25 protein-coding genes are annotated in these 26,984 nt (G+C 75.1%); 12 read left to right on the forward strand and 13 right to left on the reverse strand.

Translation table 11 applies throughout. The annotated features are described in order from the left end of the window. Positions 1–9: 9 nt before the first annotated feature. Positions 10–897, reverse strand: coding sequence for a LysR family transcriptional regulator (locus tag NQU55_RS18410; protein ID WP_168095927.1), 888 nt, complete (start codon positions 895–897; stop codon positions 10–12). A 93-nt stretch (positions 898–990) separates the two neighbouring features. Between NQU55_RS18410 and lpdA the strand changes: the two genes are divergently transcribed. The 4 genes from lpdA to NQU55_RS18430 all read left to right on the forward strand — a co-directional run bounded on the left by lpdA (position 991) and on the right by NQU55_RS18430 (position 5,646). After that, on the forward strand, positions 991–2,406 hold the full coding sequence (gene lpdA / locus NQU55_RS18415) for a dihydrolipoyl dehydrogenase (RefSeq protein ID WP_256790852.1): 1,416 nt from the start codon (positions 991–993) through the stop codon (positions 2,404–2,406). 117 nt (positions 2,407–2,523) lie between these two features. Next, positions 2,524–3,447: a GNAT family protein gene (locus tag NQU55_RS18420; protein ID WP_168096904.1), complete on the forward strand. Its 924-nt coding sequence runs from the start codon at positions 2,524–2,526 to the stop codon at positions 3,445–3,447. Positions 3,448–3,492: 45 nt separating this feature from the next. Then, positions 3,493–5,229, forward strand: coding sequence for a malto-oligosyltrehalose trehalohydrolase (treZ, locus tag NQU55_RS18425; protein WP_256790878.1), 1,737 nt, complete (start codon positions 3,493–3,495; stop codon positions 5,227–5,229). Between the two features lie 126 nt (positions 5,230–5,355). After that, on the forward strand, positions 5,356–5,646 hold the full coding sequence (locus NQU55_RS18430; protein ID WP_168096923.1) for a hypothetical protein: 291 nt from the start codon (positions 5,356–5,358) through the stop codon (positions 5,644–5,646). Between the two features lie 58 nt (positions 5,647–5,704). Here NQU55_RS18430 and msrB read toward each other — a convergent pair whose 3' ends face one another. From msrB to NQU55_RS18450, 4 genes are all read right to left on the reverse strand, one after another. Next, on the reverse strand, positions 5,705–6,112 hold the full coding sequence (gene msrB / locus NQU55_RS18435) for a peptide-methionine (R)-S-oxide reductase MsrB (RefSeq protein ID WP_168096924.1): 408 nt from the start codon (positions 6,110–6,112) through the stop codon (positions 5,705–5,707). 42 nt (positions 6,113–6,154) lie between these two features. After that, entirely contained in the window at positions 6,155–7,558 is a 1,404-nt protein-coding gene (gene murC / locus NQU55_RS18440; protein ID WP_256790853.1) for a UDP-N-acetylmuramate--L-alanine ligase, read from the reverse strand. 82 nt (positions 7,559–7,640) lie between these two features. Next, a complete protein-coding gene (locus NQU55_RS18445) occupies positions 7,641–8,309 on the reverse strand; it encodes a response regulator (protein ID WP_168096917.1) in 669 nt (222 codons plus the stop codon). Beyond that, positions 8,306–9,505, reverse strand: a complete 1,200-nt coding sequence (locus NQU55_RS18450; RefSeq protein WP_256790879.1) for a sensor histidine kinase — start codon at positions 9,503–9,505, stop codon at positions 8,306–8,308. The genes NQU55_RS18445 and NQU55_RS18450 overlap by 4 nt, the downstream gene beginning before the upstream one ends. Before the next feature lie 265 nt (positions 9,506–9,770). On the opposite strand from NQU55_RS18450, the gene NQU55_RS18455 reads away from it, so the two are divergent. After that, positions 9,771–10,835, forward strand: coding sequence for an FtsX-like permease family protein (locus NQU55_RS18455; protein ID WP_168096717.1), 1,065 nt, complete (start codon positions 9,771–9,773; stop codon positions 10,833–10,835). After that, the gene (locus NQU55_RS18460; protein WP_372504739.1) at positions 10,832–11,548 is read left to right on the forward strand and encodes an ABC transporter ATP-binding protein; all 717 of its coding nucleotides are present in this window, start codon (positions 10,832–10,834) and stop codon (positions 11,546–11,548) included. The genes NQU55_RS18455 and NQU55_RS18460 overlap by 4 nt, the downstream gene beginning before the upstream one ends. An 87-nt stretch (positions 11,549–11,635) precedes the next feature. Here the strand turns inward: NQU55_RS18460 and NQU55_RS18465 are convergent, their stop codons facing one another. Both NQU55_RS18465 and NQU55_RS18470 read right to left on the reverse strand, forming a co-directional pair. Beyond that, positions 11,636–12,136, reverse strand: a complete 501-nt coding sequence (locus NQU55_RS18465; RefSeq protein ID WP_168096716.1) for an indole-3-glycerol phosphate synthase — start codon at positions 12,134–12,136, stop codon at positions 11,636–11,638. A 161-nt stretch (positions 12,137–12,297) separates the two neighbouring features. Then, entirely contained in the window at positions 12,298–13,131 is an 834-nt protein-coding gene (locus NQU55_RS18470; RefSeq protein ID WP_256790854.1) for a pyrimidine reductase family protein, read from the reverse strand. A 149-nt stretch (positions 13,132–13,280) separates the two neighbouring features. Between NQU55_RS18470 and zapE the strand changes: the two genes are divergently transcribed. The 3 genes from zapE to NQU55_RS18485 all read left to right on the forward strand — a co-directional run bounded on the left by zapE (position 13,281) and on the right by NQU55_RS18485 (position 15,841). Beyond that, on the forward strand, positions 13,281–14,354 hold the full coding sequence (gene zapE / locus NQU55_RS18475) for a cell division protein ZapE (RefSeq protein WP_256790880.1): 1,074 nt from the start codon (positions 13,281–13,283) through the stop codon (positions 14,352–14,354). A gap of 228 nt (positions 14,355–14,582) precedes the next feature. Beyond that, entirely contained in the window at positions 14,583–14,879 is a 297-nt protein-coding gene (locus NQU55_RS18480; RefSeq protein WP_168093532.1) for an antibiotic biosynthesis monooxygenase family protein, read from the forward strand. A 59-nt stretch (positions 14,880–14,938) separates the two neighbouring features. Beyond that, positions 14,939–15,841: a polysaccharide deacetylase family protein gene (locus NQU55_RS18485; RefSeq protein ID WP_256790855.1), complete on the forward strand. Its 903-nt coding sequence runs from the start codon at positions 14,939–14,941 to the stop codon at positions 15,839–15,841. Between the two features lie 46 nt (positions 15,842–15,887). Here the strand turns inward: NQU55_RS18485 and NQU55_RS18490 are convergent, their stop codons facing one another. Both NQU55_RS18490 and NQU55_RS18495 read right to left on the reverse strand, forming a co-directional pair. After that, positions 15,888–16,556: an ABC transporter gene (locus tag NQU55_RS18490; protein WP_168093533.1), complete on the reverse strand. Its 669-nt coding sequence runs from the start codon at positions 16,554–16,556 to the stop codon at positions 15,888–15,890. Continuing rightward, positions 16,553–17,410, reverse strand: coding sequence for an ATP-binding cassette domain-containing protein (locus NQU55_RS18495; RefSeq protein ID WP_206329456.1), 858 nt, complete (start codon positions 17,408–17,410; stop codon positions 16,553–16,555). The genes NQU55_RS18490 and NQU55_RS18495 overlap by 4 nt, the downstream gene beginning before the upstream one ends. A 47-nt stretch (positions 17,411–17,457) precedes the next feature. Between NQU55_RS18495 and NQU55_RS18500 the strand changes: the two genes are divergently transcribed. Then, positions 17,458–18,159, forward strand: coding sequence for a peptidyl-tRNA hydrolase (locus tag NQU55_RS18500; protein WP_256790856.1), 702 nt, complete (start codon positions 17,458–17,460; stop codon positions 18,157–18,159). Between the two features lie 133 nt (positions 18,160–18,292). Further along, positions 18,293–19,501, forward strand: a complete 1,209-nt coding sequence (locus NQU55_RS18505) for a polysaccharide deacetylase family protein (RefSeq protein WP_168093541.1) — start codon at positions 18,293–18,295, stop codon at positions 19,499–19,501. Positions 19,502–19,574: 73 nt separating this feature from the next. Here NQU55_RS18505 and NQU55_RS18510 read toward each other — a convergent pair whose 3' ends face one another. Next, positions 19,575–21,692, reverse strand: a complete 2,118-nt coding sequence (locus NQU55_RS18510; protein ID WP_256790857.1) for a transglycosylase domain-containing protein — start codon at positions 21,690–21,692, stop codon at positions 19,575–19,577. 110 nt (positions 21,693–21,802) lie between these two features. On the opposite strand from NQU55_RS18510, the gene NQU55_RS18515 reads away from it, so the two are divergent. Continuing rightward, on the forward strand, positions 21,803–22,207 hold the full coding sequence (locus NQU55_RS18515) for a BlaI/MecI/CopY family transcriptional regulator (RefSeq protein WP_168093534.1): 405 nt from the start codon (positions 21,803–21,805) through the stop codon (positions 22,205–22,207). Between the two features lie 287 nt (positions 22,208–22,494). Here NQU55_RS18515 and NQU55_RS18520 read toward each other — a convergent pair whose 3' ends face one another. Genes NQU55_RS18520 through NQU55_RS18530 form a run of 3 tightly spaced genes read right to left on the reverse strand, consistent with a single transcriptional unit; the run spans position 22,495 to position 26,782 of the window. Next, positions 22,495–24,357, reverse strand: coding sequence for a phospholipase C (locus tag NQU55_RS18520; RefSeq protein ID WP_168093535.1), 1,863 nt, complete (start codon positions 24,355–24,357; stop codon positions 22,495–22,497). After that, positions 24,354–25,607, reverse strand: coding sequence for an iron uptake transporter deferrochelatase/peroxidase subunit (gene efeB / locus NQU55_RS18525; protein ID WP_168093536.1), 1,254 nt, complete (start codon positions 25,605–25,607; stop codon positions 24,354–24,356). The genes NQU55_RS18520 and efeB overlap by 4 nt, the downstream gene beginning before the upstream one ends. Further along, entirely contained in the window at positions 25,604–26,782 is a 1,179-nt protein-coding gene (locus tag NQU55_RS18530) for an EfeM/EfeO family lipoprotein (RefSeq protein ID WP_308402251.1), read from the reverse strand. Before NQU55_RS18530 ends, efeB begins: the two co-directional genes overlap by 4 nt. Between the last annotated feature and the right edge of the window lie 202 nt (positions 26,783–26,984).

Consider the following 26,984-nt stretch of genomic DNA (forward strand, 5'->3'; position numbering starts at 1 on the left):
CGGCGGGCTTCAGCCGGTGCCCGGGAACGCCAGTTCGCGGCAGAGCTCGACGAAGGCGGCGGTGGTGCCGGTGAGCTCCACGCGCGCGAAGGCGGTCTGCTCGCGGCGCCAGGGCGGGTCGACGGGGACGGTCACCGCGCCCGGCACGTCGCGCGCCATGTGCACGGGGGCGGCGACCAGGCCGAGTCCGGAGACCGCCATCCGTACGGCGGTCGAGGAGTGTTCCGTCCAGACGGCCGTACGGGGGACGAAGCCGCCCTGCTCGCAGAGCCAGTCGAGCCAGGGTTTGCCCTGCACGACCGGTTCGAGGGCGCAGCGCACCCAGTCGCGCCCGGCCAGTTCGGGCAGCGTGAGGGGTTCCGTACGGGCCGCGAGCGGGTCGCCCGCCGAGGTGATCACCATGATCTCCTCGTCGCCGAGGGGGACGACGGGGCCGTGCCAGGCCTCGGGGCGGGGGCCGACGGCGATGTCGGCGACGCCGCGCTCCATGTGGTCGCGCAGCTCCTCCGTGGTCGCGTACTCGTGCAGGTGGAGGCGGACGGCGGGGAAGGCGCGGCGCCAGCGCGCGAAGACGGGCGGCAGCACCCCGACCGCGAGGGCGTGCAGGGAGGCGATGTGCAGCTCGCCGCCGGCCGCTCCGGCGGCGGCCTTCGCCGCCCGGCGGGCCTGTTCGGCGCTGCGGACGGCGAGTTCGGCGTGGGGCAGGAAGGCGCGGCCCATCGGGGTCAGGCCGATGCCGCGAGGGCGGCGCTCCAGCAGCGGGCCGCCGACGTCCCGTTCCAGGGCCTTGATCTGGTGGGAGAGGGCGGACTGGGTCACGTTGAGCAGGTCGGCCGCCCGGGTGAACGACTCCTCCTCGACCACCGCGACGAGGTACTCCATCTGCCGCAGGCTCATGCCCGGCCCTCCCATGGCCCCATGACCTCTGTTCATGGGATCGATCGAAACATTGCGTTGGACTCATAATTCCTGACGGCGCAGGGTGAAGACATGCGCGAAACAGATGTGATCGTGATCGGCGGCGGCACCGGCGGCTACAGCACCGCCCTGCGGGCCGCAGCGCTGGGCCTCGGCGTCGTCCTCGCGGAACGCGACCTGGTGGGCGGCACCTGTCTGCACCGCGGCTGCATACCCAGCAAGGCCATGCTGCACGCGGCGGAGCTGGTGGACGGCATCGCGGAGGCGCGCGAGCGGTGGGGGGTGAAGGCGACCCTGGAGTCGGTCGACTGGGCCGCGCTCACCGCGACCCGCGACGACATCGTCGGCCGCAACCACCGGGGCGTGGAGGGTCATCTGGCGCACGCCGGGGTGCGCGTGGTGCGGGGGACCGCGACGCTGACGGGCCCTCGGACGGTGCGGATCGGCTCGGGCGCCGAGGCCGGTTCCGTCTGGACGGCCCGCCGGGGCGTCGTGCTGGCCACCGGCTCCCGGCCGCGCACCCTGCCGGGCCTGGAGCCCGACGGGGCGCGCGTGGTCACCAGCGACGACGCCCTGTTCGCGCCGGGGCTGCCCGGCTCGGTGCTGGTGCTGGGCGGGGGCGCCATCGGCGTCGAGTACGCCTCCCTGCACCGCTCCATGGGCGCGGAGGTCACGCTCGTGGAGGCGGCGGAGCGGCTGCTGCCGCTGGAGGACGCCGACGTGAGCCGGTACCTGACGCGGGGTCTGAAGAAGCGGGGCATCGACGTCCGGGCGGGCGCGCGCCTGGAGGACGCCGTCGTCCACGAGGGCGGGGTGCGGGCCACGCTCCGCACCGCCCGGGGAGAGGTGCGCACGCTGGAGGCGGAGCGCCTGCTGGTGGCCGTGGGCCGGGTTCCGGTCACCGACGGCCTCGGCCTGGCGGCGGCCGGGCTCGCCACCGACGCCCGCGGCTTCGTCCCGCCGGCCGACTGGTCGCGCCTGGAGACGGCCGTGCCGGGCGTCCACGTCGTCGGCGACCTGCTGCCGCCGCCCTCCCCCGGCCTCGCCCACGCCTCCTTCGCGGAGGGGCTGCTGGTCGCCGAGACCCTCGCCGGGCGTGCGCCGCGGCCCGTCGACTACGCCGCCGTGCCGCGCGTCACGTACTCCGCTCCGCAGACGGCCTCGGTCGGCCTGACGGAAGCCGAGGCGCGCGAGCGCGGGCACGACGCCGAGGTCAACTCGATGCCGCTGACGGCCGTGGCCAAGGGCATGGTCCACGGGCAGGGCGGCCTGGTGAAGGTCGTCGCCGAGAAGGGCGGCGGCCGGGTGCTCGGCGTCCACCTGGTGGGCCCGCACGTCTCGGAGATGATCGCGGAGAGCCAGCTGGTCGTCGGCTGGGACGCGGACACGGCCGACGTCGCCCAGCACGTCCACCCGCATCCGACGCTGTCGGAGGCGGTGGGCGAGGTGATGCTGTCGCTGGCCGGGCGCGGGCTGCACCAGGTCTGAGAGAAAACGGTGTCCGGGCGACAACGGTGTCCGGGAGAAATCGGTGGACGGACGGGGGTCGCATGGGCCTTCCTAGGCGGTGCGCATCCAGCGCAACGGCCTCTCCGGAAGGACCCCATGACCCAGCTGGTCATCCGTGCGCTCACCGAGCGCGACACCGGCCTGTTCTCGGCCCTCGACGTGCCCGCCCTCGTCGGCAAGGGCGCCTTCGGCCACACCTACGTGCCCGTGCACCGGGGCGGGGAGTACCGCCCCGACTGGACCTGGGTCGCGCTGCGCGACGGCGAGGTCGTCGCCCGCGCCGCCTGGTGGGGCGGGCCCGGCGACGAGACCCCCAAGGCCCTGGACTGGTTCGACTTCGCCGAGGGCGAGGAGGAGGCGGCCGCCCGCCTGCTGCGCACCTCGCCCCTGCGCTGCGAGTACGCCCTGATGGCCCCGCCCGGCTGGCGGGAGATGCCCGAGGTGCGGGCCGCCGTGGAAGCGCGCGTCGCGGTGGCCGAGGCCGCCGGGATGCAGGTACTGGTCGAGCGCTTCCGCTACGAGTGGACGACCGGCTGCCCGCTGCCCGAGCGCCCCGGCCGGCTGGTCTTCCGGCCCGAGCCCGACGACGCCGTCATACGCGACGTGCTGGGCCGCACCATGGAGGGCACGCTCGACGCGCACGACAGCAAGAACGTCGCCGAACTCGGCCTCGAAGCCGCCGTGGACGACGCCATGGCCTTCCTCACCTGGCTGCCCTCGCCCCGCGACTGGTGGCGGCTCGCCTTCACTCCCAGCGGCGAGCTGGTCGGCCTGCACATCCCCGCGCACAACCCCGCCGGGCCGTGCGTGGGCTATCTCGGCGTCGTCGCCGGGCAGCGCGGCCGCGGCTACGGCTACGACCTGCTCGTGGAGTGCACGCACGACCTGGTGTCCCGGGGCGCGACGCGCATCGCGGCCGCCACCGACCAGGGCAACCTGCCCATGGCCGCGGGCTTCGCGAAGGCGGGCTACCCCGTCTCGCAGGAGCGGATCGACCTGCTTCCGGCCCGCGAGGCCTGACCACGGGGCACCATGGACAGCACTGCCGTCGGGAAGGAGCCGCCCGTGCTGTTCGAGGTGTGGGCGCCGCGGGCCGGCCGGGTGCAGCTGCACGCCGGCGGCCGGGCGCACGCGATGGAGCGGGACCCGGCCCGGGACGGGTGGTGGCGCCGCGAGGCCCCCGGCGAGGAGGGCACCCGCTACGGATTCGCCCTGGACGGCGGCCCCGTGCGGCCCGACCCGCGCTCGCGCCGGCAGCCCGACGGGCCCGACGGGCCGAGCGCCGTCGCCGACCCCGGGCGCTTCCCCTGGCGGCAGGAGTGGGCGGGCCGCCCGCTGCCCGGCGCCGTCCTCTACGAGCTGCACGTGGGCACGTTCACCCGCGAGGGCACCTTCGACGCCGCGGCCGCGCGCCTGCCGCACCTCGCCGCACTGGGCGTCACCCACGTGGAGCTGATGCCCGTCTGCCCCTTCCCCGGCACGCACGGCTGGGGGTACGAGGGCGTGTCGCTGTGGGCCGTCCACGAGCCCTACGGAGGGCCCGCGGGGCTGTGCCGGTTCGTGGACGCGGCGCACGCGCTGGGCCTCGGCGTCGTCCTGGACGTGGTGCACAACCACCTGGGCCCCTCCGGCAACCACCTGCCCGCCTTCGGGCCCTACTTCACCGACACCCACCACACCCCCTGGGGCGCCGCCGTCAACCTCGACGCCCCCGGTTCCGACGAGGTGCGCGCGTACCTGACGGGCAGTGCGCTGGCCTGGCTGCGCGACTACCGGCTGGACGGGCTGCGGCTGGACGCCGTGCACGCCCTGGCGGACACCCGGCCCAAGCACTTCCTCGCCGAACTCTCCGGCGCCGTGGACGCCCTGGCCGCCCGGCTGGGCCGGCCGCTGTTCCTCATCGCCGAGTCCGACCTGAACGACCCGGCCACCACCACGCCGCGCGAAGCGGGCGGCCTGGGCCTGCACGCCCAGTGGAACGACGACTTCCACCACGCCCTGCACACCGTCCTGACCGGCGAGTCCCAGGGCTACTACGCCGACTTCGCCGCCGACCCGGCCGCGGCGCTCGGCAAGACACTGCAGGGCGGCTTCTTCCACGACGGCACGCACTCCACCTTCCGCGGGCGCCCGCACGGCCGGCCCCTCGACCCTGGCACCCCGGCCGGCCGTCTCCTGGGCTACGCCCAGAACCACGACCAGATCGGCAACCGCGCCCTGGGCGACCGGCTCTCCGCCCGCCTCTCCCCCGGGCTGCTGGCCTGCGCCGCCGCGCTCGTCCTCGGCGGGCCGTTCACCCCGATGCTGTTCATGGGCGAGGAGTGGGGGGCGCGCACCCCCTGGCAGTTCTTCACCGACCACACCGACCCGCAGCTGGCCGAGGCGGTCCGCACCGGCCGCCGGCGCGAGTTCGCCGCGCACGGCTGGGCCGCGCAGGAGATCCCCGACCCGCAGGACCCGGCCACCCGCGCCCGCTCCTGCCTGGACTGGGACGAACCGCAGCACGAGCCGCACCGCGCTCTGCTGGAGTGGCACCGCCGCCTGATCGCCCTGCGCCGCGCCGCACCCGGCTCCGGCCCGCTCTCCGCCACGGCGGTCACCGTGGGCCCCGGCGGCACGGCCGTCCTGCGCCGCGGCGGCCTGTGCACCGCAGTGAACCCGACGGACGGACCCGCCGCGCTGCCCCTGGGCGACGCCCCCGTGCGCGAGGTCCTGGCCGCCTGGCGGCCGGTCGACCTGCCCGGCCCCGACGGCCTGCTGCACCTGCCGCCCGCCTCGGCCGCCGTGCTGCGGTGCGGCTGACCCCGCCGCGCCTGCGTTGCGGCGGGGCGGGGCCGGAGAGACCCTGAGGGTGGGCGCATCCGCGCCTCAGTGAGCGCGGAGCCGGAGCGCCGGGTGCGGTGGGTCGCCCCGAGGGGACGATGAGCCATGCGCATGATGCTCAGGGCCCGGCTGGACACCCACACGTCGAACGAGGCCTACAAGAGCGGCCATCTCGGGAAGTTCGTACAGGACCTGATGGACCGCACCAAGCCCGAAGCGGCCTACTTCGGCCCCATGGACGGCGGCCGCACCTGCACGCTCGTCTTCGACCTGGAGGACTCGTCGCAGATACCCGCCACGCTGGAGACGCTCCTGGTCGAAATGGAAGCCGACGTCGAGCTGGTCCCGGTCATGAACTACGACGACCTGAAGAAGGGCCTCGCCGCCCGCAAGTGAGCCGGGCTCACCCTTCTCCCGGTCACCGGCCCTCCCCCGGGTCCAGGTCCTCCCCGGGTCAGTCCCCCGCGGGCTCCAGCCGCAGGGCGATGGAGTTGATGCAGTAGCGCTGGTCGGTGGGGGTGGCGTAGCCCTCGCCCTCGAAGACGTGGCCGAGGTGGGAGCCGCAGCGGGCGCAGCGGACCTCGGTGCGCACCATGCCGTGCGAGCGGTCGTCGATCAGCTCGACCGCGGACGAGTCCTTCGGGTCGTAGAAGCTGGGCCAGCCGCAGTGGCTCTCGAACTTCTCGGTGGAGCGGAACAGCTCCGCGCCGCAGGCGCGGCAGGAGTAGACACCGGCCGTCCTGGTGTCGGTGTACTCGCCCCGGAAGGCGGGCTCGGTGCCGGCCCTGCGGAGCACCTGGTACTCCGCGGGGGAGAGCTCCGCCCGCCACTGCTCGTCCGTCTTCTCGACCTCGTACGCCATCTCGCACGCCTTCCGGGGGGTCGCGGCTGTCCGCCGGTGCGGTCAGCTCTCCAGGCGGGCCAGGATGCGCGGACCGAGGTCCGTCACGTCACCGGCACCCATGGTCAGAACGAGGTCTCCGGGGCGGGCCATTCCCGCGACCACGTCCGGGATCGCCGCCATGTCGTGCTCGGCGCGCACGTCGGCGCCTGCGGCCGCCGCGGCGTCGATGATCAGGGCGCTGGTGACGCCCGGGACCGGGTCCTCGCGGGCCGGGTAGATGTCCAGGACGACCGAGGCGTCGGCGAGGGCGAGGGCCTGGCCCATCTCCGTGCCGAGCTCCTGGGTGCGGGAGAACAGGTGCGGCTGGAAGACGACCAGGAGGCGGGCGTCGGCGGCGGCGCCGCGGATGGCCTCCAGGTCGGCGCTCATCTCGGTCGGGTGGTGCGCGTAGGAGTCGATGACCTGCACGCCGCGGGCCTCGCCCTTGAGCTGCAGGCGGCGCTTGACGCCGGTGTACTTGCCGAGCGCCGAGGCCAGGTTGTGCGCGGGGATGCCGAGCGCGATGCCCGCCGCGAGGGCGGCGACGGCGTTGAGGGCGTAGTGACGGCCGGGGACGGAGACCGTGAAGGTCAGCATCTTGCCGTTGAGCAGGACGGTGACCTCGCTGGTCAGGCCGCGCGGGGTGATCTTCAGGACGCGCACGTCGGCGTCCTCGGCCTCGCCGTAGGTGACGACCTCGATGCCGTGGCGGGCTGCGTTTTCGGCGATCCGCTCGGTGAGCTCGCGCGCGCCCGCCTGGTCGGCGGCGACCACGAGCGTGCCGCCCGGGCGGATCCGGCCGACGAAGGTCTCGAACGACTCGTAGATCTCGTCCATCGACGCGTAGTTCGCGTGGTGGTCCAGCTCCACGTTGAGGATGATCGCGACCTCGGGCGCGTACTTGTGGAAGCTGCGGTCGCTCTCGTCCGCCTCCGCCACGAAGATCTCGCCGGCGCCGTGGCGCGCGTTGGAGCCGGGGGCGTCCAGGTCGCCGCCGATGGCGTACGACGGGTCGAGGCCCAGGGCGTCGAGGGAGACGGCGAGCATCGACGTCGTGGTCGTCTTGCCGTGGGTGCCGGCGACCGCGATCGGGCGCAGGCCGTCCATCAGGCGCGCGAGGGCGTCCGAGCGGTGCACGACGGGGATGCCGCGCTCGGCGGCGGCGGCCAGCTCGGGGTTGTCGGCGCGGATGGCGCTGGAGACGACGACGCAGGAGGCGTCGTCGGCCAGGTGCCCGGCGGCGTGCCCGATGTGCACCGTGGCACCCAGGGCGCGCAGGGCCTCGGCGGTCGCGGAGTCCTTGGCGTCGCTGCCGGCGACGGCCGCGCCGCGCTGCGCGAGGATCTTCGCGATGCCCGACATGCCGGCGCCGCCGATGCCGATGAAGTGCGGTCGGTCCATCGTCGTGGGGACGGCCGGTGCCATGTGCGGTGCTCCCTGGGGTATCGATTGACAAGGCTGCGGGCCCGATTCTTGCACCTTGCGGTGACAACCCCGTCCGCCCCCGTCACACGGACCGGATGAGCCCTCCCGCCAGCCCCGCCGCGATGGCGGCCGTGCGGCTGTCCACGCCGAGCTTGCCGTAGATGTGCACGAGGTGGGTCTTGACCGTGGCCTCGCTGATGAACAGGCGGCGCGAGATCTGCTTGTTGGCCAGGCCCTCGGCGAGCAGGCCGAGGATTTCGGTCTCGCGCGGCGACAGCGTCGGGCGGCCCGACCGCACGCGGCCGAGCAGGCGCGCGGCGACGGGCGGGGCGAGGACCGTCTCGCCGCGGGCGGAGGCCTGGACGGCCGCGGCGACGTCCTCGGGCGGGGCGTCCTTGAGGAGGTAGCCGGTCGCCCCCGCCTCGACGGCGGCCAGGATGTCGGCGTCGGTGCTGTACGTGGTGAGGATCAGCACGGCGGGCGGGTCCGGCAGGGCGGTGATGCGGCGGGTGGCCTCGACGCCGTGCATGCCGGCGCCCATCTGGAGGTCCATGAGGACGACGTCGGGGCGGGGGCCGGCGTCGAGCAGCCGCAGGGCCTCGGCGCCGTCGCCGGCCTCGCCGACGGCCTCCACGTCGGGGAGCTCGTCGACCATGGCGCGCAGCCCGCGCCGGACGACGGGGTGGTCGTCGACGATCAGGACGCGGACGGCCTCGCGGACGGCGCCTTCGGGGTGTGCCGGCCCGTTCATGCCGCGGCTCCCGTGTGCCGGGGGCGGGCCGCCGGGCCCGCCGGCGCCGCTTCCCCGGCCGCCTCCCGGGGCCGGGCCCCGGACCCCACCGGCACCGCCGCGGCGATCGCCGTTCCCTCGCCGGGGGCGGACTCGACGGTGAGGGTGCCGCCGAGGGCGGCGATGCGTTCGCGCATGCCGTGCAGGCCGAAGGTCCGGCGACCGTCGGCGGGGCCGTCCCCGGGGGTGAAGCCGATGCCGTCGTCGTAGACGTCGAGGGTGACCTGGCCGTCGAGGAAGGCGATGGTGACGGCGGTGTGGTCGGCGCGAGCGTGGCGGGCGACGTTGGCGAGCGCCTCCTGGGTGAGGCGCAGCAGGGCGACCTCGGTCTCCATGGGGAGGGCGCAGGGGTCGCCGTCGAGGCGGAAGACGGCGCCGGGGACCGTCCGCTCGGTCACGCGGCGCAGCGCCTCGGGCAGCGGCGCCTCCTCCAGGGCGGGCGGGGTGAGGGCCTGGACGAAGCGGCGGGCCTCGGCGAGGTTGTCGGCCGCGGTCCGCCCGGCCTCCCGCATCCGGGCGCGGGCCGCCTCCGGGCTCGCGGTCTCCGCGGCGCGGGCGAGGAGGACGATGCTGGACAGGCCCTGGGCGAGCGTGTCGTGGATCTCGCGGGCGAGGCGCTGGCGCTCGGCGAGCCGCCCGGCCTCGCGCTGGGCGGCGGCGAGCTCGTCGCGGGTGTGCAGGAGGTCGTCGATGAGCTGCTGGCGCCTGCGGCTCTCCCGGTAGAGCGCGGCGTAGCCGTAGCCGGTCAGGATGGCGACGACGGCGCCGGCGACGGGGCCGATGACCTTGGCGGCGGTCAGCCCGCCGGGGGCGCCGGCCTGGGCGGCCACGACGGCGGCGGTGGCCGCGGCGACGGCGGGGTGCGCCCAGCGGACCGGCATGGCGTGCAGGAAGAGGAAGAAGAGCGGGAAGGCGACGTAGCTGAAGCCGTGGTCCATGGCCAGGAGGAGCAGCCACAGCGCGGTGACGGCGGCGAGCCAGGGGCCGGGGCGCCGGGCGCTGCGGACGATGCCGAGCCCGTAGACGGCGGCGAGGACGGCGGCGGGCGGCAGCACGGCCACGGGGGCCGTCCCGGCCAGGGCGGGCCCGGCGGCGATGGCGAGCAGCACGTAGAACGCCCCGTGCACCGCGAGCCGGACCAGCCGCAGGGAGGGCATCTCCGCACCGGCTCCGGCGACGAGGGAGGGTCGGCCGGGCACGCGCGCGTGCCCGGGCGCGGTCTCGGGGGCGGGGAGGCTCGTTCGACTCACCCGATCGAGCGTACGGGCCCGCGCCCGGGGCACCCGGCCCCGCGGCCCTCAACCGTTCGATTGATTTCCGGGTGCACCGGACGTACGGGGTGCGGACCCGTCCTTGCCCTGATGGCGGCGGGACGTCCGCGCGGGAGTGTGGAGGGGTCCTGACAGAGCCCGGGAGGGGTCCTTGTTCGTCGCGCTCCGTGACATCCGTTTCGCCCGGGGGCGGTTCGCCCTGATGGGTGCGGTCGTCACCCTCATCACCACGCTCGTGGTCTTCCTCTACGGCCTGACCGACGGCCTGGCGCGGGAGGCGTCGTCCGCCGTGGCAGGGCTGCCCGCCGGCCGGATCGTCTTCGCCGCGCCCGCCGGGGCCGCGCCGGAGGTCTCGTTCTCGAACAGCTCGGTGGACGCCGGGCAGCTGCGGGCCTGGCGGGAGGCGCCGGGCGTCACCTCCGCCGAACCGTTCGGCGTGGCGATGACCCGGCTGACGGCGGGCGGCAATGCGTCGTCGGTGAGCGTGTTCGGCACGCCGGACCGGCTGCGGCCGCCGCTCGTCTCCGGCTCCGCCCCGGACGGCCGCGGCGTGGCGGTGAGCGAGCGGCTGGCGCGCGAGACGGGGGTGCGCACGGGCGACCGCGTCACCCTCGGCACCGAGGAGCTGACCGTCTCGGGCATCACCGCCGACCGCAGCCACGGCCACGCCCCGAGCGTGTGGACCACACTGCCCGCCTGGCACCGCGTGAGCCACCAGGCGCAGCCGACCGCGCTGGCCGTGGACGGCGGCGGGCGGCCGGAGGGGCCCGCCGCGCGGACCACGACGGCGGTCGGCGTCGGCGCGGCGCTGGACGGCATCGACGGGTACGCGGCCGAGCACGGCACCCTGCGGATGATCCAGGGGTTCCTGTTCGTGGTGAGCGCCCTGGTCGTGGGCGCCTTCTTCACGGTGTGGACGGTGCAGCGCAGGCCCGACGTCGCGGTGCTCAAGGCCGTGGGCGCGAGCAGCGCCTACCTGGTGCGGGACGCCCTCGGGCAGGCGGCGGTCGTGCTGGCCGCCGGGGCCGCGCTCGGCGCCGCGGCGGGCGCGGCCGGCGGAGCGCTGGCGTCGTCCTCGGTGCCGTTCGAGCTGGGTGCGGCGACCGTCGCCGTGCCGGTGGCGGCGATGGTGCTGCTGGGGCTGGCCGGCTCCGCGCTCGCCGTGCGCCGCATCACGTCCGTCGATCCGCTGACCGCCCTGGGAGCCTCCCGTTGAGCACCGCGCCCGTTCCGTCCCCCGTTCCGTCGCCCGTTGCGGCACCCGTCCTGTCGCTGGAGGCCGTCGGCCTCACCTATCCGGACGGCGACCGCAGGCTGACCGCCCTCGACGCGGTGTCCCTGGAGGTGGCGCCCGGGGAGCTCGTGGCCGTCGCGGGGCCCTCGGGCTCCGGGAAGTCGAGCCTGCTCGCGGTGGCGGCGACGCTCCTGCGCCCGGACGCGGGCCGGGTGACCGTGGCGGGGCAGGACACCGCACGGATGAGCGCCCGGGCCCGTACGGCGCTGCGCCGGGAGCACATCGGCATCGTCTTCCAGCAGGCGAACCTGCTGCCGTCGCTGACCGCCGAGGAGCAGCTGCTGGCCGTGGAGCACGTGCGGGGCGGGAGCGTGCGGGCCGCCCGGGCGCGCGTGGGGCGGCTGCTGGAGTCGGTGAGCCTGGACGCGGCGAAGCGGCGCCGCCGCCCGCACCAGCTGTCGGGCGGCGAGCGCCAGCGGGTGAACATCGCCCGGGCGCTGTCCGGGAGCCCGTCCGTCCTGCTGGTGGACGAGCCGACGTCGGCGCTGGACCGGGAGCGCGGCGAGCAGGTCGTGGAGCTGCTCGCCGAGGTGACGCGGACGCACCGGACGGCGACGGTGCTGGTCACGCACGACCGGGAGCTGCTCGGCCGGGCGGACCGGGTGCTCACCATGGCCGACGGGCGGCTGTGCTGACCCCACGGCCCGGGACCCACCGGCCCGGGACCCACCGGCCCGGGGCCCGCTCGGCCCGGTCCGCTGATCCGGGACCCGGCCCCCGGGTCACTGCTCCTGCACGTCGCCCAGGGCGTAGTCCTCTTCGTCGTTGTGCGCGTAGAGCTTGAGCACGGGGACGCCGACCTTGTGCCGGGCCCGGGAGGCCCAGTCGCGGTGGAAGAACTCCTCCACCAGGTGCGGCGCGGTCAGCACGATCACCTCGTCGGCGTGGGTCTGCTCGACCACGGACCGCAGGAGGTCCAGCGGGTGGCCCTCGATGAGCTGTCCGACGGCCTCGCAGCCCGCGTCCCGGAGGCTGCGGAGCGAGTGCTCCAGGGCGAGGGCGGCCGGGCGGACGGCCTGCTCGCCCTCGGGCTCGTCGGCCTCGTGCACGGCCCGCTCCAGCTCGCCGAGCGCGACGTCGTCGATGGCCCGGAGCAGCCGGTCCTCGGCGCCTCTGGGCTGCATGAGGACCACGAAGGACATGTCGTCGTCGTGGAGGGTGGTGACGAAGTCGACGTCGGTGGCGGACAGCGGCTGCTCGATCATCAATACGCTCGTGAACACGGTGGAAGCCCTTCTCCTTCGTGGGCCACCGGCCCAACGGCCAAAAGAAACCATCCTGCGTGCCCCCTGGGCCCGCCTGTTCCGATCATGTGCCCCCTGGGGAGCGTCCGATTCAATTCTGCCCACCGACGGCTAACCGGAACGGGATATTCCGCCGATTGTCAGATCCTGTGGTACCTGCTGAAGAGAAATCCTGCCTCTTCGAGGAGCGAAGCGAGGACGAATCGTTCCGGCAGGGGCATGTCGGGGCCGTTCACGATCCGGGCCGCGGTGCCCCCGGCGAGCATCGGGGCGAGCGTCAGGCACAGCTCGTCCAGCACCCCGGCCGCCGCGAACTGCCCCAGCAGCCGCGGGCCGCCCTCGGTGAGCAGCCTGGTCAGCCCGCGCTCCGCCAGCACCTGCGGCACCCGCGCGGGGTCCACCCGGCGCCCCTCGCCCGCCGCGAGCACCTCGGCCCCGGCCTCGCGCGCCGCGGCGACCCGGTCCGCGGGCGCGTCCTCGCCCGTCAGGACGAGGGTGGGCACCAGGGGCTCGGTGAAGAGCGGAAGGGAGAAGTCCAGGTCGAGCCCCGCACTCACGATCGCGATCGCCGGCGCGGGCCCCTGGCCGAGCGCCGCCCGGCGCGCCGCGAAGGCCTCCCGGGCCCGCGCGGGCCGGTAGCCCTCCTGCCGTACGGTCTCCGCGCCCACGACGACGGCGTCGGCGAGCCCGCGCAGCGTCCCGAAGATGCGCATGTCGGCGTCGGAGGACAGCGGCTGCGAGCGCCCGTCGTGGTGGGCCGCGCCGTCCAGCGAGGAGACCATGTTCGCGCGCAGCCAGGCGTGGCGGGCCGGCCCCGGCTCCTCCGGGTAGGCGTAGACCTCGGCCAGCTCGTCCAGCTCCCAGGTGCGGTCCTCCTGCGCGGAGGGACGGGCCGGGGCCGCAGGGGACGGAGAGGCGGTTGAGCCGGGGGCGGCGGAGGAGGCGGGGGATTCGAGCGGGAACAGGCGTCGCATAGGCCGCAGTGTGACATGCCTCGCTCTTCCGGCGGCCGGCAGCCGCCGGACAGCGGCTAGGCTGGAGAGCTGTGTCAGCCACCACCGCCTCCGCTTCCGGCGCGGCCGCCTCGCCGGCCCCGTCGGTCCCGTCCGACGCACCGGGCCCGATATCCGGCGCCGGTACCGGCTCCCCCGTCGCGCTCACCTCGCGCGCCCCGCACGTGCCGGCCGACCGCCTGGTCGCCGAGATGGTGCCGCCCCCGCGCTTCGGCACGGTGCGCTTCGACAACTACATACCGGCGCCCGACCAGCCCAGCCAGGCCGAGGCCGTCCAGGTCCTCGGCGGCTTCGCGGCCGGCCTCGGCGCCGCCCCCGGCGGCGGCCGCAAGCGCTGGTTCCGCCGCGAGGCGAAGCCGGCCGCCCCGTCCGGCCCCCGCGGCGTCTACCTCGACGGCGGGTACGGCGTCGGCAAGACCCACCTGCTGGCCTCCCTGTGGCACGCCACCCCGGCGGCCCCGGAGCAGAAGGCCTTCGGCACCTTCGTGGAGCTGACCAACCTCGTCGGCGCCCTGGGCTTCCAGCAGACCGTCCGCACCCTGAGCGACCACCGCCTCCTGTGCATCGACGAGTTCGAGCTCGACGACCCCGGTGACACCGTCCTCGTCTCCACCCTGCTGGGCAAGCTGGTGGAGGCGGGCGTCGCGCTCGCCGCGACCTCCAACACGCTGCCGGGCAAGCTCGGCGAGGGCCGCTTCGCCGCCGCCGACTTCCTGCGCGAGATACAGGGGCTGTCGGCCCACTTCCGCCCCCTGCGCATCGACGGCGAGGACTACCGCCACCGCGGCCTTCCGCAGGCCCCGGCGCCCTACGACGACGACGCCGTCACCCGTACGGCTGAAACGACCGAGGGCGCGTCGCTCGACGCCTTCCCCGCCCTGCTGGACCACCTCTCCAAGGTCCACCCCAGCCGCTACGGCGCGATGTGCGACTCCCTGCGGGCCGTGTGCCTGACCGGCGTCGAGCCGGTGCCGGACCAGTCCACGGCCCTGCGCCTGGTCGTCCTGGCCGACCGGCTCTACGACCGCGAGATACCGGTCCTCGCCTCCGGGCGGCCGTTCGACGAGCTGTTCAGCGAGGAGATGCTGAACGGCGGCTACCGCAAGAAGTACTTCCGGGCGATATCGCGTCTCACCGCGCTCGCCCGCGACGCGAAGCAGCTCGTCGAGCCGCGGCAGCCGTAACCGCGGCCGCGGCGGTGCGGGCGGCCCGGAAGCGGAGACGGCGCCCGCCCGGCACGCTCCACAAGCGGTGAGCCCGCCCCTCGCGCGCCCTCGCGCCAGCGCCTACGGCCCCCCGCCCGATGCGCCCGCGAGCCGCCGCGGCGGGGCTGCCGTGCGGCGGCCCGGCGGGGGAGGGTGTGTGCGGGCCCGGCACCGGGCCCTCCGCCACCGCCACCGCCAGGAGCACCCATGGCCGTCATCGTCACCTTCGACGTCCCCGACGGGGGACAGGACCTCTACGAAGCCGTCATCGGCCGCGTCACCAACGGGCAGGGCTTCACCCGCCTCGCCGACATCCCCGCCGCCGGGCTCATCGCCCACCTCGCCGGCCCCCTGGAGGGCGGAGGCTGGCGGGTGACCGACGTCTGGGAGTCCACCGAGGCCCTGGAGGCCTGGGCCAAGACCCTCGGCCCCGTCCTCGCCGACCTCGGCCACGCCGACCTGCAGCCCTCCATCACCCCGGCGCACAACGTCGTCATCGCCTGAAGGACGGCGGGCGCGAGGGCCCCGCGCACCCGGCTTGCGGTGCGGCATACAGTGCCGGTGTGATCCCCATCCCCCGTCGCCGGCCGGCCCGTCACGCCTTCGCGCCCGCACTCGCCGCACTGCTCTGCCTGCCCCTCGCCGCGTGCGGCGGCGGCAGCTCCGGCGCGGCCGAGCGCACCAAGAACCCGCAGTCCCCGCGGACTTCGGCCCCGGCTCCGCAGTCGCCCTCCGCGGAGTCGCCCTCCGCACGGCCGTCGGCCGCACCCACGCTCCCTCCGGGCCCCGGCGGCACCACCCCCGTCTTCTCCCACGGCAGGCGCGACGGCGCCAAGCGCGTCGCGCTCACCTTCGACGCCGACATGACGGCCGATCAGGACAAGCGCGCCGCGCGCGGGGAGCCGTTCGACAACCCGCAGCTGATCACCACGCTGCGGCGGCTGAAGGCCCCCGCCACCGTCTTCATGACCGGCAAGTGGGCCGAGCAGTACCCCGACCAGGCCAGGTCCATCGGCAGCGACCCGCTCTTCGAGGTGGCCGACCACTCCTACAGCCACCACGCCTTCTCCACCCCCTGCTACGGCCTGCCCACCGTCGCGCGCGGCACCGCCCGCCAGGACGTGGAGCGCGCCTTCGCCGCCTTCCGGAAGGCCGGAGTGGAGCGCATCGTGCCGTACTTCCGCTTCCCCGGGGGCTGTTACGACGAGGCGGTCCTGCGCGAGATCGCGCCGGCGAAGGTGACCGCCGTGCAGTGGGACGTGGTCAGCGGGGACGCCTTCGCCAAGAAGGCCGGCCCCGTCGCGGACCAGGTGCTGGCGCAGGTGAAGCCCGGCTCCGTCGTGGTGATGCACTGCACGCGCAGCGCGGCGCCCGCCACCGAGGAGGCGATCCGGCGCATCGTGCCGGAGCTGCGGGCCCGCGGCTACGAGCTCGTCCGGGTCTCGGACCTCATCGCCGGGGGCTGAACCGCCGGGGCCGACCGCCGGCCGGAGCACGGCGTGCGCCGGGAGCTCACGTGCGCCGGGAGGCGAACGCGCAGGCCACCGACACCGCTCCGGCCGCCAGGGCGCCCGCCGCGGCGAGCGACGGCCACGGGACGCTCACGACCCCCGTACGGGAACCGGTGACCAGGCCGGTCACGACGGCCCGCGCGGGCGACGCCCCGGCGAACAGCACCAGGAACGCGGCGAGCACCGTGGACGGCACCGCCCACGCGGTGCTGCGCAGCAGCGGGCGGTTGCACAGCGCCCCGACCGCCGTCCCCAGCAGCGCGCAGACCACCGCGGCCGCCAGCCCGGCGGCGGTGGCCGGCCCCAGGGCGACGGCCGCCCGCCGGCCCGCGGTGTGCGGGTCGCCGACCGCCGCGACGACGGCGCTTCCGGCGGCGGCCAGCAGCAGTGCCGCGCCCAGGGCGACGCCGATCGCGGCGAGGTGCACCCGCCCGGGCCCGGCCGCGGCGGCGCTGCAGTCCCTGGCGGCGGCCGGCTCGTTGGTCACGCACACCCGGACCAGCCACGCGGTGACGGGCAGCAGCGTGGCCGCCGCCCACCCGGCGCAGTCGAGGACCGGCTGCCCGCCCTGCACCCCCACCCCCATGGAGGCGCCATACAGGAGCAGCGGCGGCAGCCAGCGGTGGGAGCGCAGGAGGAGGGCGGCCTGGTAGCCGAGCAGAGCGATCACGGGTGCGGAACCTCCGTCACGGAGCGGATGTGCCACGGCGGGCGGGCGGTGAGAAGCGCGCGGAGCAGGGCGTCGGAGTGCGGGGCGGCGACGGTGAGCGTGACGGCGCCGTCGCCGCGGGCGGGCTCCACCGTGGGGGTGCCGGGGAGGCCCGGGGGGAGGACGGCTCCGGGCGGGGCCTCGGCGACGATGCGGCAGCCACTCGGCCCGACCGGCGTGTGAGGACCGGGGTCCGGGGCGGAGCCCCGGTGAGGGAGGACCGCTCCCCCCTCCACCCTCAGCACCGCGTCCGCCGCCCCCGCCAGCCGCCCCGGATCGTGGTCGACGAAGACCACCCGCGCTCCGCCCGCGACCCGCTTGCGTACCTCCTCGTCCAGGAGGCCCCGCGACGCCCGGTCCAGCCCGGTCCACGCCTCGTCCAGGACGAGCAGGCCGGGCGTGCCCATGAGGCCCTGGGCGACGGCGACCTTCTGGCTGGTGCCCTTGGACAGCTCCGCCAGCGGCGTACCGGCGTACGCACCGGCGCCGAACCGCTCCAGCCACTCCAGCGCGGCGCGCGAGGCGGCCGCGCGGCCGAGGCCGTGGATGCGGCCCAGCCGCGTGAGGTAGGCGCCCGCGGTCATCGGCAGCGCGGCGGGGAAGCGTTCGGGGACGTAGGCGGTGCGGGGGCGCCCGGTGATCCGGCCGGTGCTGGGGGCGTCGATGCCCGCGAGCAGGCGCAGCAGCGTGGACTTACCGCTGCCGTTGGCGCCTTCGACCCGCAGCAGGCTGCCCTCGGGAAGGGAGAGATCGACGTCGCGCAGTATCCAGGGCCCGCCCAGTCCGTAGCGGCGGCCCACCCCCGTGAGTCTCATCCGCTCACATTAAGGGGCGCTGCCGGGCGGCTGGCAGACTGGGGGCCGTGACCAGCCCTGACGCACCCCAGTTCGTCCTGCCCCTCGTCGTACGGATCGAGAAGGACGCCCCGCCCGCCCGGACCGACGCCCTGGAGACCGCGGCGCGCGCCGTGCTGACGCTCCTGGCGGACGAGCGGTCCGGCACCGGGGCCGACGGCGAGGAGGGCGAGTGGGCAGCGGCGGTACGGGACTGGCAGGACTCCCGGATCCGCAAGGTGGTGCGCAGGGCGCGCGGCGCGGAGTGGCGCAAGGCGTCGGCGCTGCCGGGCATCACGGTGACCGGTGAGCGGGCGGAGGTGCGGGTCTTCCCGCCGGTGCCCCTCGACGGCTGGCCCAAGGAGCTGGTGAAGCTCCAGGTTTCGGGCACGGACCTGGACGACCCGGAGCCGCCGGCGGCCGCGGACCCGGCGCGGCCGGTGCTGTGGATGAGCCCGGAGCTGGAGATGTCGGCGGGCAAGGCGATGGCGCAGGCGGGCCACGGCGCCCAGCTGGCGTGGTGGGGGCTGGACGACGCGGCCCGCGCGGCCTGGCGCGAGAGCGGGTTCGCGCTGTCGGTGCGCACGGCGGATCCGGCCCGCTGGGCGGAGCTGGCGGCGAGCGGGTTGCCGGTGGTGCGGGACGCGGGCTTCACGGAGATCGCGCCGGGCTCGTGCACGGTGGTCGCGGAGCACCCCGCGCTGCGCTACGGGAGTGTCCAGAGGGGCTGACGGGGCTCACAGGGAGACCTGTGATACTGACGGTCAGAACATCTGTTTTGGTGCAGGGGGTAAGAAGTTGTCGAAGAGGACCGCGCGCGGCGCGACGGCTCTCGTCACCGCGGGCGCCGTCGCCGCGCTCGCGATGGGCCTGACCGCCTGCGACTCCGACGAGAAGAAGGACGGCGGCAAGAGCTCGGCCCCGGCCTCGTCCCGGGGCTCCGGCGAGAGCGGCCCGGCCGGCGGCGAGGCGGAGGAGGACAAGAAGCCCGAGGAGAAGTGGGACGGCAAGGTCCGGGTGCTCGGGGACGGGTCGATGTCCTACACCGGCCCGCAGCCGGAGCAGCCCAAGCCGCAGAAGCTCAAGCCGGGCGAGAAGCCGCCGCAGTTCGTGGTGTTCTCCTGGGACGGCGCGCTGGAGGGCGACGACCACCTCTTCTCGCACTTCCGCCAGGTGGCCAAAGAGAACAACGCCAAGATGACGTTCTTCCTCACCAGCATGTACCTGCTGCCGAAGTCGAAGGCGTCCCTGTACAAGCCGCCGCAGCACAAGCCGGGCGACGCGGCGATATCCTTCGCGACCGACCCGCACATCAAGGACACCCTGGTCCAGCTGCGCGGCGCGTGGCTGGACGGCAACGAGATCGGCACGCACTTCAACGGCCACTTCTGCGGCGGCAAGGGCGGCGGCGACTGGAGCGTCGCCGAGTGGAAGAGCGAGATCGAGCAGTCGTACGCGTTCGTCGAGAAGTGGAAGACGAACACGGGCCTGAAGAGCATGCCGCCGCTGCCCTTCGACTTCAAGAAGGAGCTGGTCGGCGGCCGCGCCCCGTGCCTGGAGGGGCAGAAGAACATGCTGGCCGCGGCGCAGCAGTTCGGCTGGCGCTACGACGCGAGCTCGCCGGGCGACTTCCAGATCTGGCCGTCCAAGATCAACGACATCTGGAACTTCCCGCTGCAGCTGATGCCGTACCCCAAGAGCGAGAAGCAGGTCCTGTCGATGGACTTCAACTTCCTCTACAACCAGTCCGGCGACAACACCAAGGGCGACCCGGCCAAGTACGCGGAGTGGCGCAAGCTCACCCGCGACGGCTACCTCAACGGCTTCGAACGCGTCTACAACGGGAGCCGGGCGCCGATGTTCGTCGGCAACCACTTCGAGGACTGGAACGGCGGCATCTACATGAAGGCCGTCGAGGACGTCGTGAAGTCGGTCTGCAAGCGCGAGGGGGTGCGCTGCGTGTCCTTCAAGCAGCTCGCCGACTGGCTGGACGTCCAGGACCCCAAGGTGCTGGCGAAGTTCCGCGGCCTGGACCCGGCGCAGTCGCCGGACTGGTCCACGCTGGTCAAGTAGGACGGCGCTCCACCGGCAGGCCGGTGGAGCGGGGCGCGGGGGCGCCGGGCAGGAGCCCGGCGCCCCCGCCGCGTCAGTGCTGCGCCTGCGCCTTCGCCATGTACTTCGTCCAGATGTCCAGGGGGTAGGTGCTGCCGGTGGCGTCCTTCGGGGCACCGCCGAGACCGTCCAGCGGCAGCAGCTCCTGCGTCTTGGGGTCGATGCGCGAGAGCGACACGGCGGTCGACACCTTGCCGCGGTAGCCGGCGAACCACGCGGACTTGTTGCCCTGTCCGGTGCCGGGCTTGCCGGCCGCGTCGGCGCCGGCCGCCCTGGCCGTCGCCGCGCTGCCGCGCCGGACCGCCTCGCGCAGGGCGTCGTCCACGGCGACGGCGACCGACTGCGGCAGGACGCGCTCGGCCTTGGGCTTCTCGACGGGCACCTCGTTGCCGTTGCGGCTCAGCCGGTCGACGGAGAACGGCTCGCTGTGCAGCCCCCTGGCCGCGAAGGTGCCGTACGCGCCGGCCATGCGGATGGCGCTGGGGGTCGCGGTGCCCAGGGAGAAGGCCGGCAGCTTCGTGCCGAGGCTGCTCTCCAGCAGGCCCGCGTCGACGGCCGCCTTGCCCACCCGGTCCAGGCCCACGTCCATGCCGAGCTGCATCACCGGGGTGTTCACGGACTGCGCCACCGCCTCCTTCAGCGTCACCTTCCCCCAGGACTTCCCGCCGTCGTTGACCGCCTTGACGATCTTTCCGGAGCGGTCCCAGTACGGGCCCTCGGGGGTGCGCAGGCTCACCTTGTTGTCGCCGTTGTAGACCGTGGCCGGGGAGACCGGGGTACGGGGCTTGCCGCGCTCCAGCTGGACGCCGTCGCGCAGGGCCGCGGCGTAGACGAACGGGGCGAAGGCCGTGCCCGCCGGGACGACGGAGGAGTTCGCGTCGTTGAAGCCCTGCTGGAGGTAGCCGGGGCCGCCGTAGAGGGCGACGATGCGGCCGTCGGTGGTGACCGACGCGGCCCCGATGCGCACGTCCTTGTCGGAGGCGCGCTTGTCGGGGTCGAGGCCGCCCTTCACGTCCTCCGCGGCCTTCGTCAGGGACGCCATGGCGTTCTTCTGGAAGGTCGTGCGGATCTGGTAGCCGCCGAGGTCGAAGTCCTTCTCGGTGACGGGGGTGTGGGCGCTCACGTAGGCCCGCGCCGTCTCCACGAGGTAGCCGGTCTGCCCGGTCAGGCCGGCCGGCTTGGGCGGGGCCTTCGGCTCGGGGAAGGACGTGTAGCGGGCCCGCTCCTCCTTGGAGAGCTTGCCGCCGTCGACCATCCGGTCCAGGATCCAGCCCCAGCGCTCCACCGCCCGCTCGTGGTTCTTCCTGCCGAGCGCCGGGTCGTAGAGGCCCGCGCCCTTGAGCAGCGAGGCCAGGAAGGCGCCCTCGCTCACGTTGAGCTGGGAGACGTCCTTGCCGTAGTAGGCGTGGGAGGCGCGCTGGATGCCGTAGGTGCCGCGGCCGAACCAGCTCGTGTTGAGGTAGCCCTCCAGGATGTCGTCCTTGCTCATCCGGTTGTCGAGCTTGATCGCGATGAACATCTCGGTGAGCTTGCGCGTGAAGGTCTGCTCCTGGTTGAGGTAGGCGTTCTTCACGTACTGCTGGGTGATCGTCGAGCCGCCCTGGGTGCTGCCGCCGGTCACCATCCGGGTGACGGCGCGGACCATGCCGCTCGGCGAGATGCCGCTGTCGGAGTAGAAGGTCTGGTTCTCGGCCGCTAGCACGGCCCAGCGCACCTGCTCCGGGACCTTGTCCAGGTCGGTGTCCTGGCGGTTGATCTCGCCGGTGCGGGCCATCTCGGAGCCGTCGGCCCAGTAGTAGACGTTGTCCTGCTGCGTGGCGAAGGCGTTCAGGTCGGCGGGTATGTCCGTGCGCACGTACATGATCGCCACGAGAGCGGCGACGGTGCCCACGACGGTCGAGAAGAGTCCGAGGACCTGGCGCCACGACGGGATCCAGCGCCGGAAGCCCTGCCGGCCCGGGCGCGGGTAGACGGGGCGCAGCTTGCGCGGCCAGCGCAGCCCGCGCAGGCCGCGCTTCGGCGGAGCCGCGCGTCTGCGGCGACCCGGGCCGGAGGAGCCGGAAGGACGGCCGGCCCGGCCGGAGGAACGGCCGACCGGAGCGGAGGGTTTCCGGGCATGCGCGGCATGCGTCCCTTTTCGTCGTTCGAACACCGCTCGACCATATGATGTCCGCTCCCATAGCGTAATGTTTTACTTCAATGTAAAAGCACAAGATCTCGGGTCATACCCCTTGAAAGAAGCAGAAGGAACGCCGCAACGCCATGGAAACAGCTACACCCACCGTCGCGGTGCGCCACCCCCGACGCCGGGCGAACGGGGCGCTGGAGGGCGAGGTGCTCGCCGCCCTGCAGCGGGCGGAGGGGCCGCTGACGCCGCGCGAGGTGCAGGCCCAGCTGTCCGGTGAGCTCACCTACAGCACGGTGGTGACGATCCTGTCGCGGCTCCACGGCAAGGAGGTCCTCACCCGGACCCCGCGCGGGCGCGCCTACGCGTACGCCCCCGTCACGGACGAGGCGGGCCTCGCGGCCCGGCGCATGTGCCGCATCCTCGACGCCCTCCCGGACCGCGAGGTGGTCCTGGCCCGCTTCGTGGCGGAACTCCCCCTGCCGGACGCCCTCCTCCTGCGGGCCCTCCTGACGGACGGCACCCTCCCGGCCCCGAGGTAGGCCTGCGGCCAGGGGCCTTCTTGCCTGCGGCAAGGCGATCCCCGCGAGGGCGCGTCCCCCGGCGCCGAACCCCCTCGCGCCGACCAGGCATCGCCCGGCACTGCCTGCCCCCCCCTTGCCGCAGGCAAGAAGATCCCGCCGCAACGGCGAGAAACAACGACGCTGCATCCCGGCGGTGCCGAACCCGGCTGAAGGCTCGTCCGGCACCGACGGACACCACCCCGGTGGTGGCTCGCCGTCGCGGCGGAAGGTTGTGTCCGGCGAGCCCCGAACCGGGGGCCCGGGCGTCAGCCCCGGCGGCGGGTGCGGCGGCGCCACAGCAGGGCCGCCACGCCCCCGCACATCGCCGTGCCGCCCGCCGCCAGGGCGACCCGGGTCCGGAGGGCCGTCGCGGGCGGTCCCGGGGACGCGCCGTCGGTGATCTTCGTGCGCACGGGGGCCACGGCACTGATGCGCCCCACCGAGCGCACGGAGCCGTCCGCGTTCAGCAGCACCCGCTTCCCGTTCGGGCGCGCGAAGTCGAACATGTTCAGCAGCGATCCGGCGCGGGCGTCGAAGGACGAGCCGCCGATCGGGCCGGTGTCCCAGTTCCACTCGATGAACCGCAGGATCGACGTCTGCTCGGTCGGCGTGTGGTCGACCGCGTTGACCTTGCTGTACGGCGAGATCACCAGCAGCGGCTGCCGCGGCCCCGGCCCGCACCGCCCCGCGTGCCCCCCGGCCGCGGCGGGCCCGGCCCGGCAGGCGGGACTGTCCAGCGGCTTGCCGTGCGGCCCCGTGCCCCCGAGGCGGGAGCCGTTGCGCGGTGCGGCGTAGGCGTGGTCGTACCAGCCGTCGGAGTCGTCGTAGGCGATGACGACCGCCGTGCTCCCCCACTGCGGCGCGCTCTGGATCCTGTTGATCCACTCGACGAGGAAGCGCTGCTCGTCGACGGGCCCGGAGTAGCCCGCGTGCCCGTCCCGCGCGGCGGGGGCCTTGAGGAAACTCACGGCGGGCAGCCGACCGGCGCGCAGCGCCGCGTCGAAGTCGGTGAGGTCGTACTGGTGGTTCGCCTGCCCGTCGTGGCCGATCTCGGCGACGGACCGCGGCGGGAGGTGGTGGGGGTTGGCGGTCGACCGGTAGTACTGGAACGGCTCGTGGTGCGGGCTGTAGTCGATCACCCGCGTGCCCCCGGCGTTGGCGTGCGTGCGCCCGGAGCAGCGCGCGTGGTGCCCGGGCTCCCCGTCCCAGGGGGTGCTCGGGCGGAACCCGCCCTGGAACCAGCCCCACGTGACGTCCTCCTTGCCGAGCACGTCCCCGATGTTCCGGCCGGTCATGGCGGCGAGGGCGCCACGCCCGGTGCGGTCCCGGTTGGAGCAGTCGTCGTACGCCGGGTCGGGGTCGTTGAGGATCGTGCCGGTGCCGTCGGCGTCCGGCGCGGCCACGACGCGCGGGTCCGGCTTCGCGGTGCGCCGCGGCCGCTCCGTGCCGGAGGCGGGGTCGGTGGAGACGACGCCGTGGGTCTGGCCGGAGACGAGGTTGATCGCGCCGGGGGTGGACGGCCCGTAGGTGGTGCTGAAGGAGCGGTCGTTCAGGGCGTAGTGCTGGGCGTAGTTCCACAGGGCGGTGACGGTGTTCCCGTCGTAGTAGTCCATGACGAGCCCGGGCTCGCCGAACAGCCGGCCGGAGCACTTCCCGGAGTCGGTGTTCTGGACGAACTTGTCGGCCTTGCCGCCGTTGGCCGCGTACTGCTCGGGTCCGTAGGAGTGGTTCTGGTCGCAGGTCAGGGCCTGCCGGGAGGACAGGCGGCGGGGCGGGTACTGGTTGGGGTTGCGCTGCAGCAGCCCGGCCGTGCGCAGGTTGTCGATCCGGGCGGGCGTCGCGCGGGAGGCCTCGAAGCGGGTGCCGTCGGTGTTGGCGGCCCGCGGGTAGGTGGCGAAGTAGTGGTCGAAGGAGACGTTCTCGTCGAAGACGACGACGAGGTGCTCGATCGGCGACTCTGTCTCGGTCCAGTCGCCGGGGAAGGTCACCGCGGCCGCGGGCGGGGAGGCGGCCGCGGCAGTGGCCGTGGCGAGGACGGCGAAGGCGGCGCCGAGGCGGGCGCCCCTCCTCGGACGGCTGCGCGCGCGGGCGCGCGTACGCGTGCCGAAGCGGATCCGGGTACAGGTCATGCGCTTCCTCCCGTTCGGCCCGTCCCGCCGGCCAGCAGCGCGCGGCCGTACCAGTCCGCGCGGTCCCGCACTCCGGGGAAGGCGAAGAACCAGCCGCCGCCGAAGGGGGTGACGTAGTCGGTCAGCGGCTCTCCGGCGAGTCGTTTCTGCACGGTCGTGAACTGGCGCACCGGGTCGCGCTGGTAGCAGCAGAAGAGCAGGCCCTGGTCGAGGGTGCCGTTGCCGGCGACGCCGCGGTCGTAGTTGTACGAGCGGCGCAGCAGCCGGTGCGCCTCGCTGCCGGGGGTGCGCGGGTGGGCCAGGCGGATGTGGCTGTCCAGGGGGGTCGCCTCGCCCTGGGGGTCGTGGGCGTAGCGCGGCGGGTCGCTCTCGCGGGCGCCGTCCAGGGGCGCGCCGGTGTCGCGGTTGCGGCCGATGACGCGCTCCTGCTCGGAGAGCGGGATGCGGTCCCAGAACTCGGTGAGCATGCGGATCAGCCGGACGACCTGGTAGCTGCCGCCCGCGGCCCAGGGCGGTTCGCCGGAGTCCGCGGTCGTCCACACCAGTCGGTCCATCAGGCGCGCGTCGCGGGGGTCGGGGCCGGAGGTGCCGTCCTTGAAGCCGAAGAGGTTGCGGGGCGTGCCGGAGGGGCGGGGCGGGGCCGTGTGGCCGTCGAGCCGCCAGCGGATCTGCAGGCCGCCGCGGGTGTGGCGGGTGAGGTCGCGCAGGGCGTGCAGGACGGTGTCGGGGCTGTCGGCGCACAGCTGGAGGCCGAGGTCGCCGTGGCACCAGGCGGGGTCGAGGTCGTCGTCGGGGAAGACGGGCATGGTGCGCAGCAGGCGCGGGGCGCGGTCGGCGAGGCCGTAGCGGCCGTCGAAGAGCGAGGCGCCCGCCGAGAGGGTGACGCCGAGTCCGCCGTCGGCCGGGACGTACGGGCCGAGGATGCCGGAGTCGGGGGGCGGCGCGGTGATGCCGGTGGGGGCGGGGGTGCCGCCGGTGGTCAGGAAGCGGGCGCGGTCGGTGAGGGTGCGCAGGAGGTCGGCCAGCTCGCGGCGGTCGGCGGCGGTGACGTCGAAGGAGGTGAAGGCCGTGGCGCGGGCGGGCGGGGTGAGGATCGCGGCCTGGTGGGGGCCGTGGAAGCGGGGGCCGGAGGCGGAGGCGGTGACGGGTGCGGGCGGAGGGGCGGGGGCGGTGAGCGTGGCCGCGGCGCCCGCCGCCAGTGCGCCGCGCAGGAGGCCGCGCCGGGGGACGTGCCAGGGGACGCGCCTCATGGCGTCCTCCGTACGTCGCAGAGCGCGGCCACGGACGCGAGGCGCTCCGTGAGGTCGCCGACGGCGGCGTGGACGCGCGCCCGCTGCGCGCGGTCCAGGCGGCCGGGCGGCGTCCACTTCCCGTGGGGGCGAGCGTGGGAGTCGAGGATCCGGGCCGTGCGGTCCAGGCGGCGGTCGAGGGCAGGCAGGCCCGGGTAGCGGGTGCGCAGGAGGGGGCGGAGGGGGGCGAGGACGGCACGGGTGGCGTCGAGGTGCGCGCGGGCGGTGGCGAGGCCGCTCCCGCTGCCGTGGTCGGTGCGGCCGGTCAGCTCGGCCCGCAGGGTGTCCTCGAGGATCTCGTGCGCGCGCCGGCCGAGGTCGGCGGGGTCCATCCGGGCGTGCGCCCAGCCGGCGCGCAGGGCACGGACGTCGCGGGCGAGCCGGTCGGCGGCGCGGCGCAGCCCCGGGCCGCGCTCGCGGTGCCACAGGCCGTGCTCGACGCGGTGGAAGCCCGTGAAGCCGGGGTCGCGCACGCCGCGGGGCAGGCCCGCGGTGGTGCGGTCGAGGGCGTCGCCCACGTCGCCGAAGGCCCCGTAGGCGGCGCCCAGGCGCGCGTAGGCCAGGTGGGCGGTGAGCCAGCGGGAGCGGGCGGCGGCGCGGTCGCCGGTGCGGACGGCCGTGCGCAGGGCGTCGGTGGCGGCCACGAGGCGGTTCATGGCGCGGCCCACCCACCGCTGGTAGTCCAGAGCGGGCGGGATGAGGTCGTGCACGGACACCGGGACGGCGGCGGGGCCGCCGCGGGCGCGGCGCGGGTCGCCGGGGACGCGGACGGCCGGGCCGGTGACGGGGTCGGCGTCGTCCCCCAGGCACACGAAGGCGTACGTACCGGCCCCGAGCCGCACCGGCAGCCCGCGCGCCGCCCCGGGCGCCAGCCCCTCGGCCTCACCGAGGACGGCACCGGTACGGGAGTCGGTGAGCTGGACCTCGGTGACGGTGCCGGAGGTGTTGTGCAGCGCGAAGGTCTGCGTGCCGGGCCGTGGATGCCGCCAGCCGTCCCCGCAGCGCCCGGGGTTCGCGTCGACGCGGTCGCCGCCGCCGGGAGCACGAGGGGGCGCCGCGCACCCGGCGAGGACGAGCACGGTCCCGCCGGCCACCACGAGGGCGGCCACCGCAGTGGCCGAAGCCTGCCGAGCCACCGGGGGCAAGGCCCGCCTCCTTCCCACCGCCGCAGCGGCGCGCAACCCACCACGACCGGCCCGACGGTGCCGGACCGGCCCCCGGCCACCGGGCCGGCCCGGCGTCGCCGGGAACCGCCACCGTCGCGGCGGGGCCCGGTCGCCCGGGCGGCGCGGAAGCGCCGGTCCGCGGCGAAGACGAACGCGGTCGAGTTACAGGGCG

This window comes from Streptomyces telluris (assembly GCF_024519335.1).
Taxonomy (GTDB): domain Bacteria; phylum Actinomycetota; class Actinomycetes; order Streptomycetales; family Streptomycetaceae; genus Streptomyces; species Streptomyces telluris.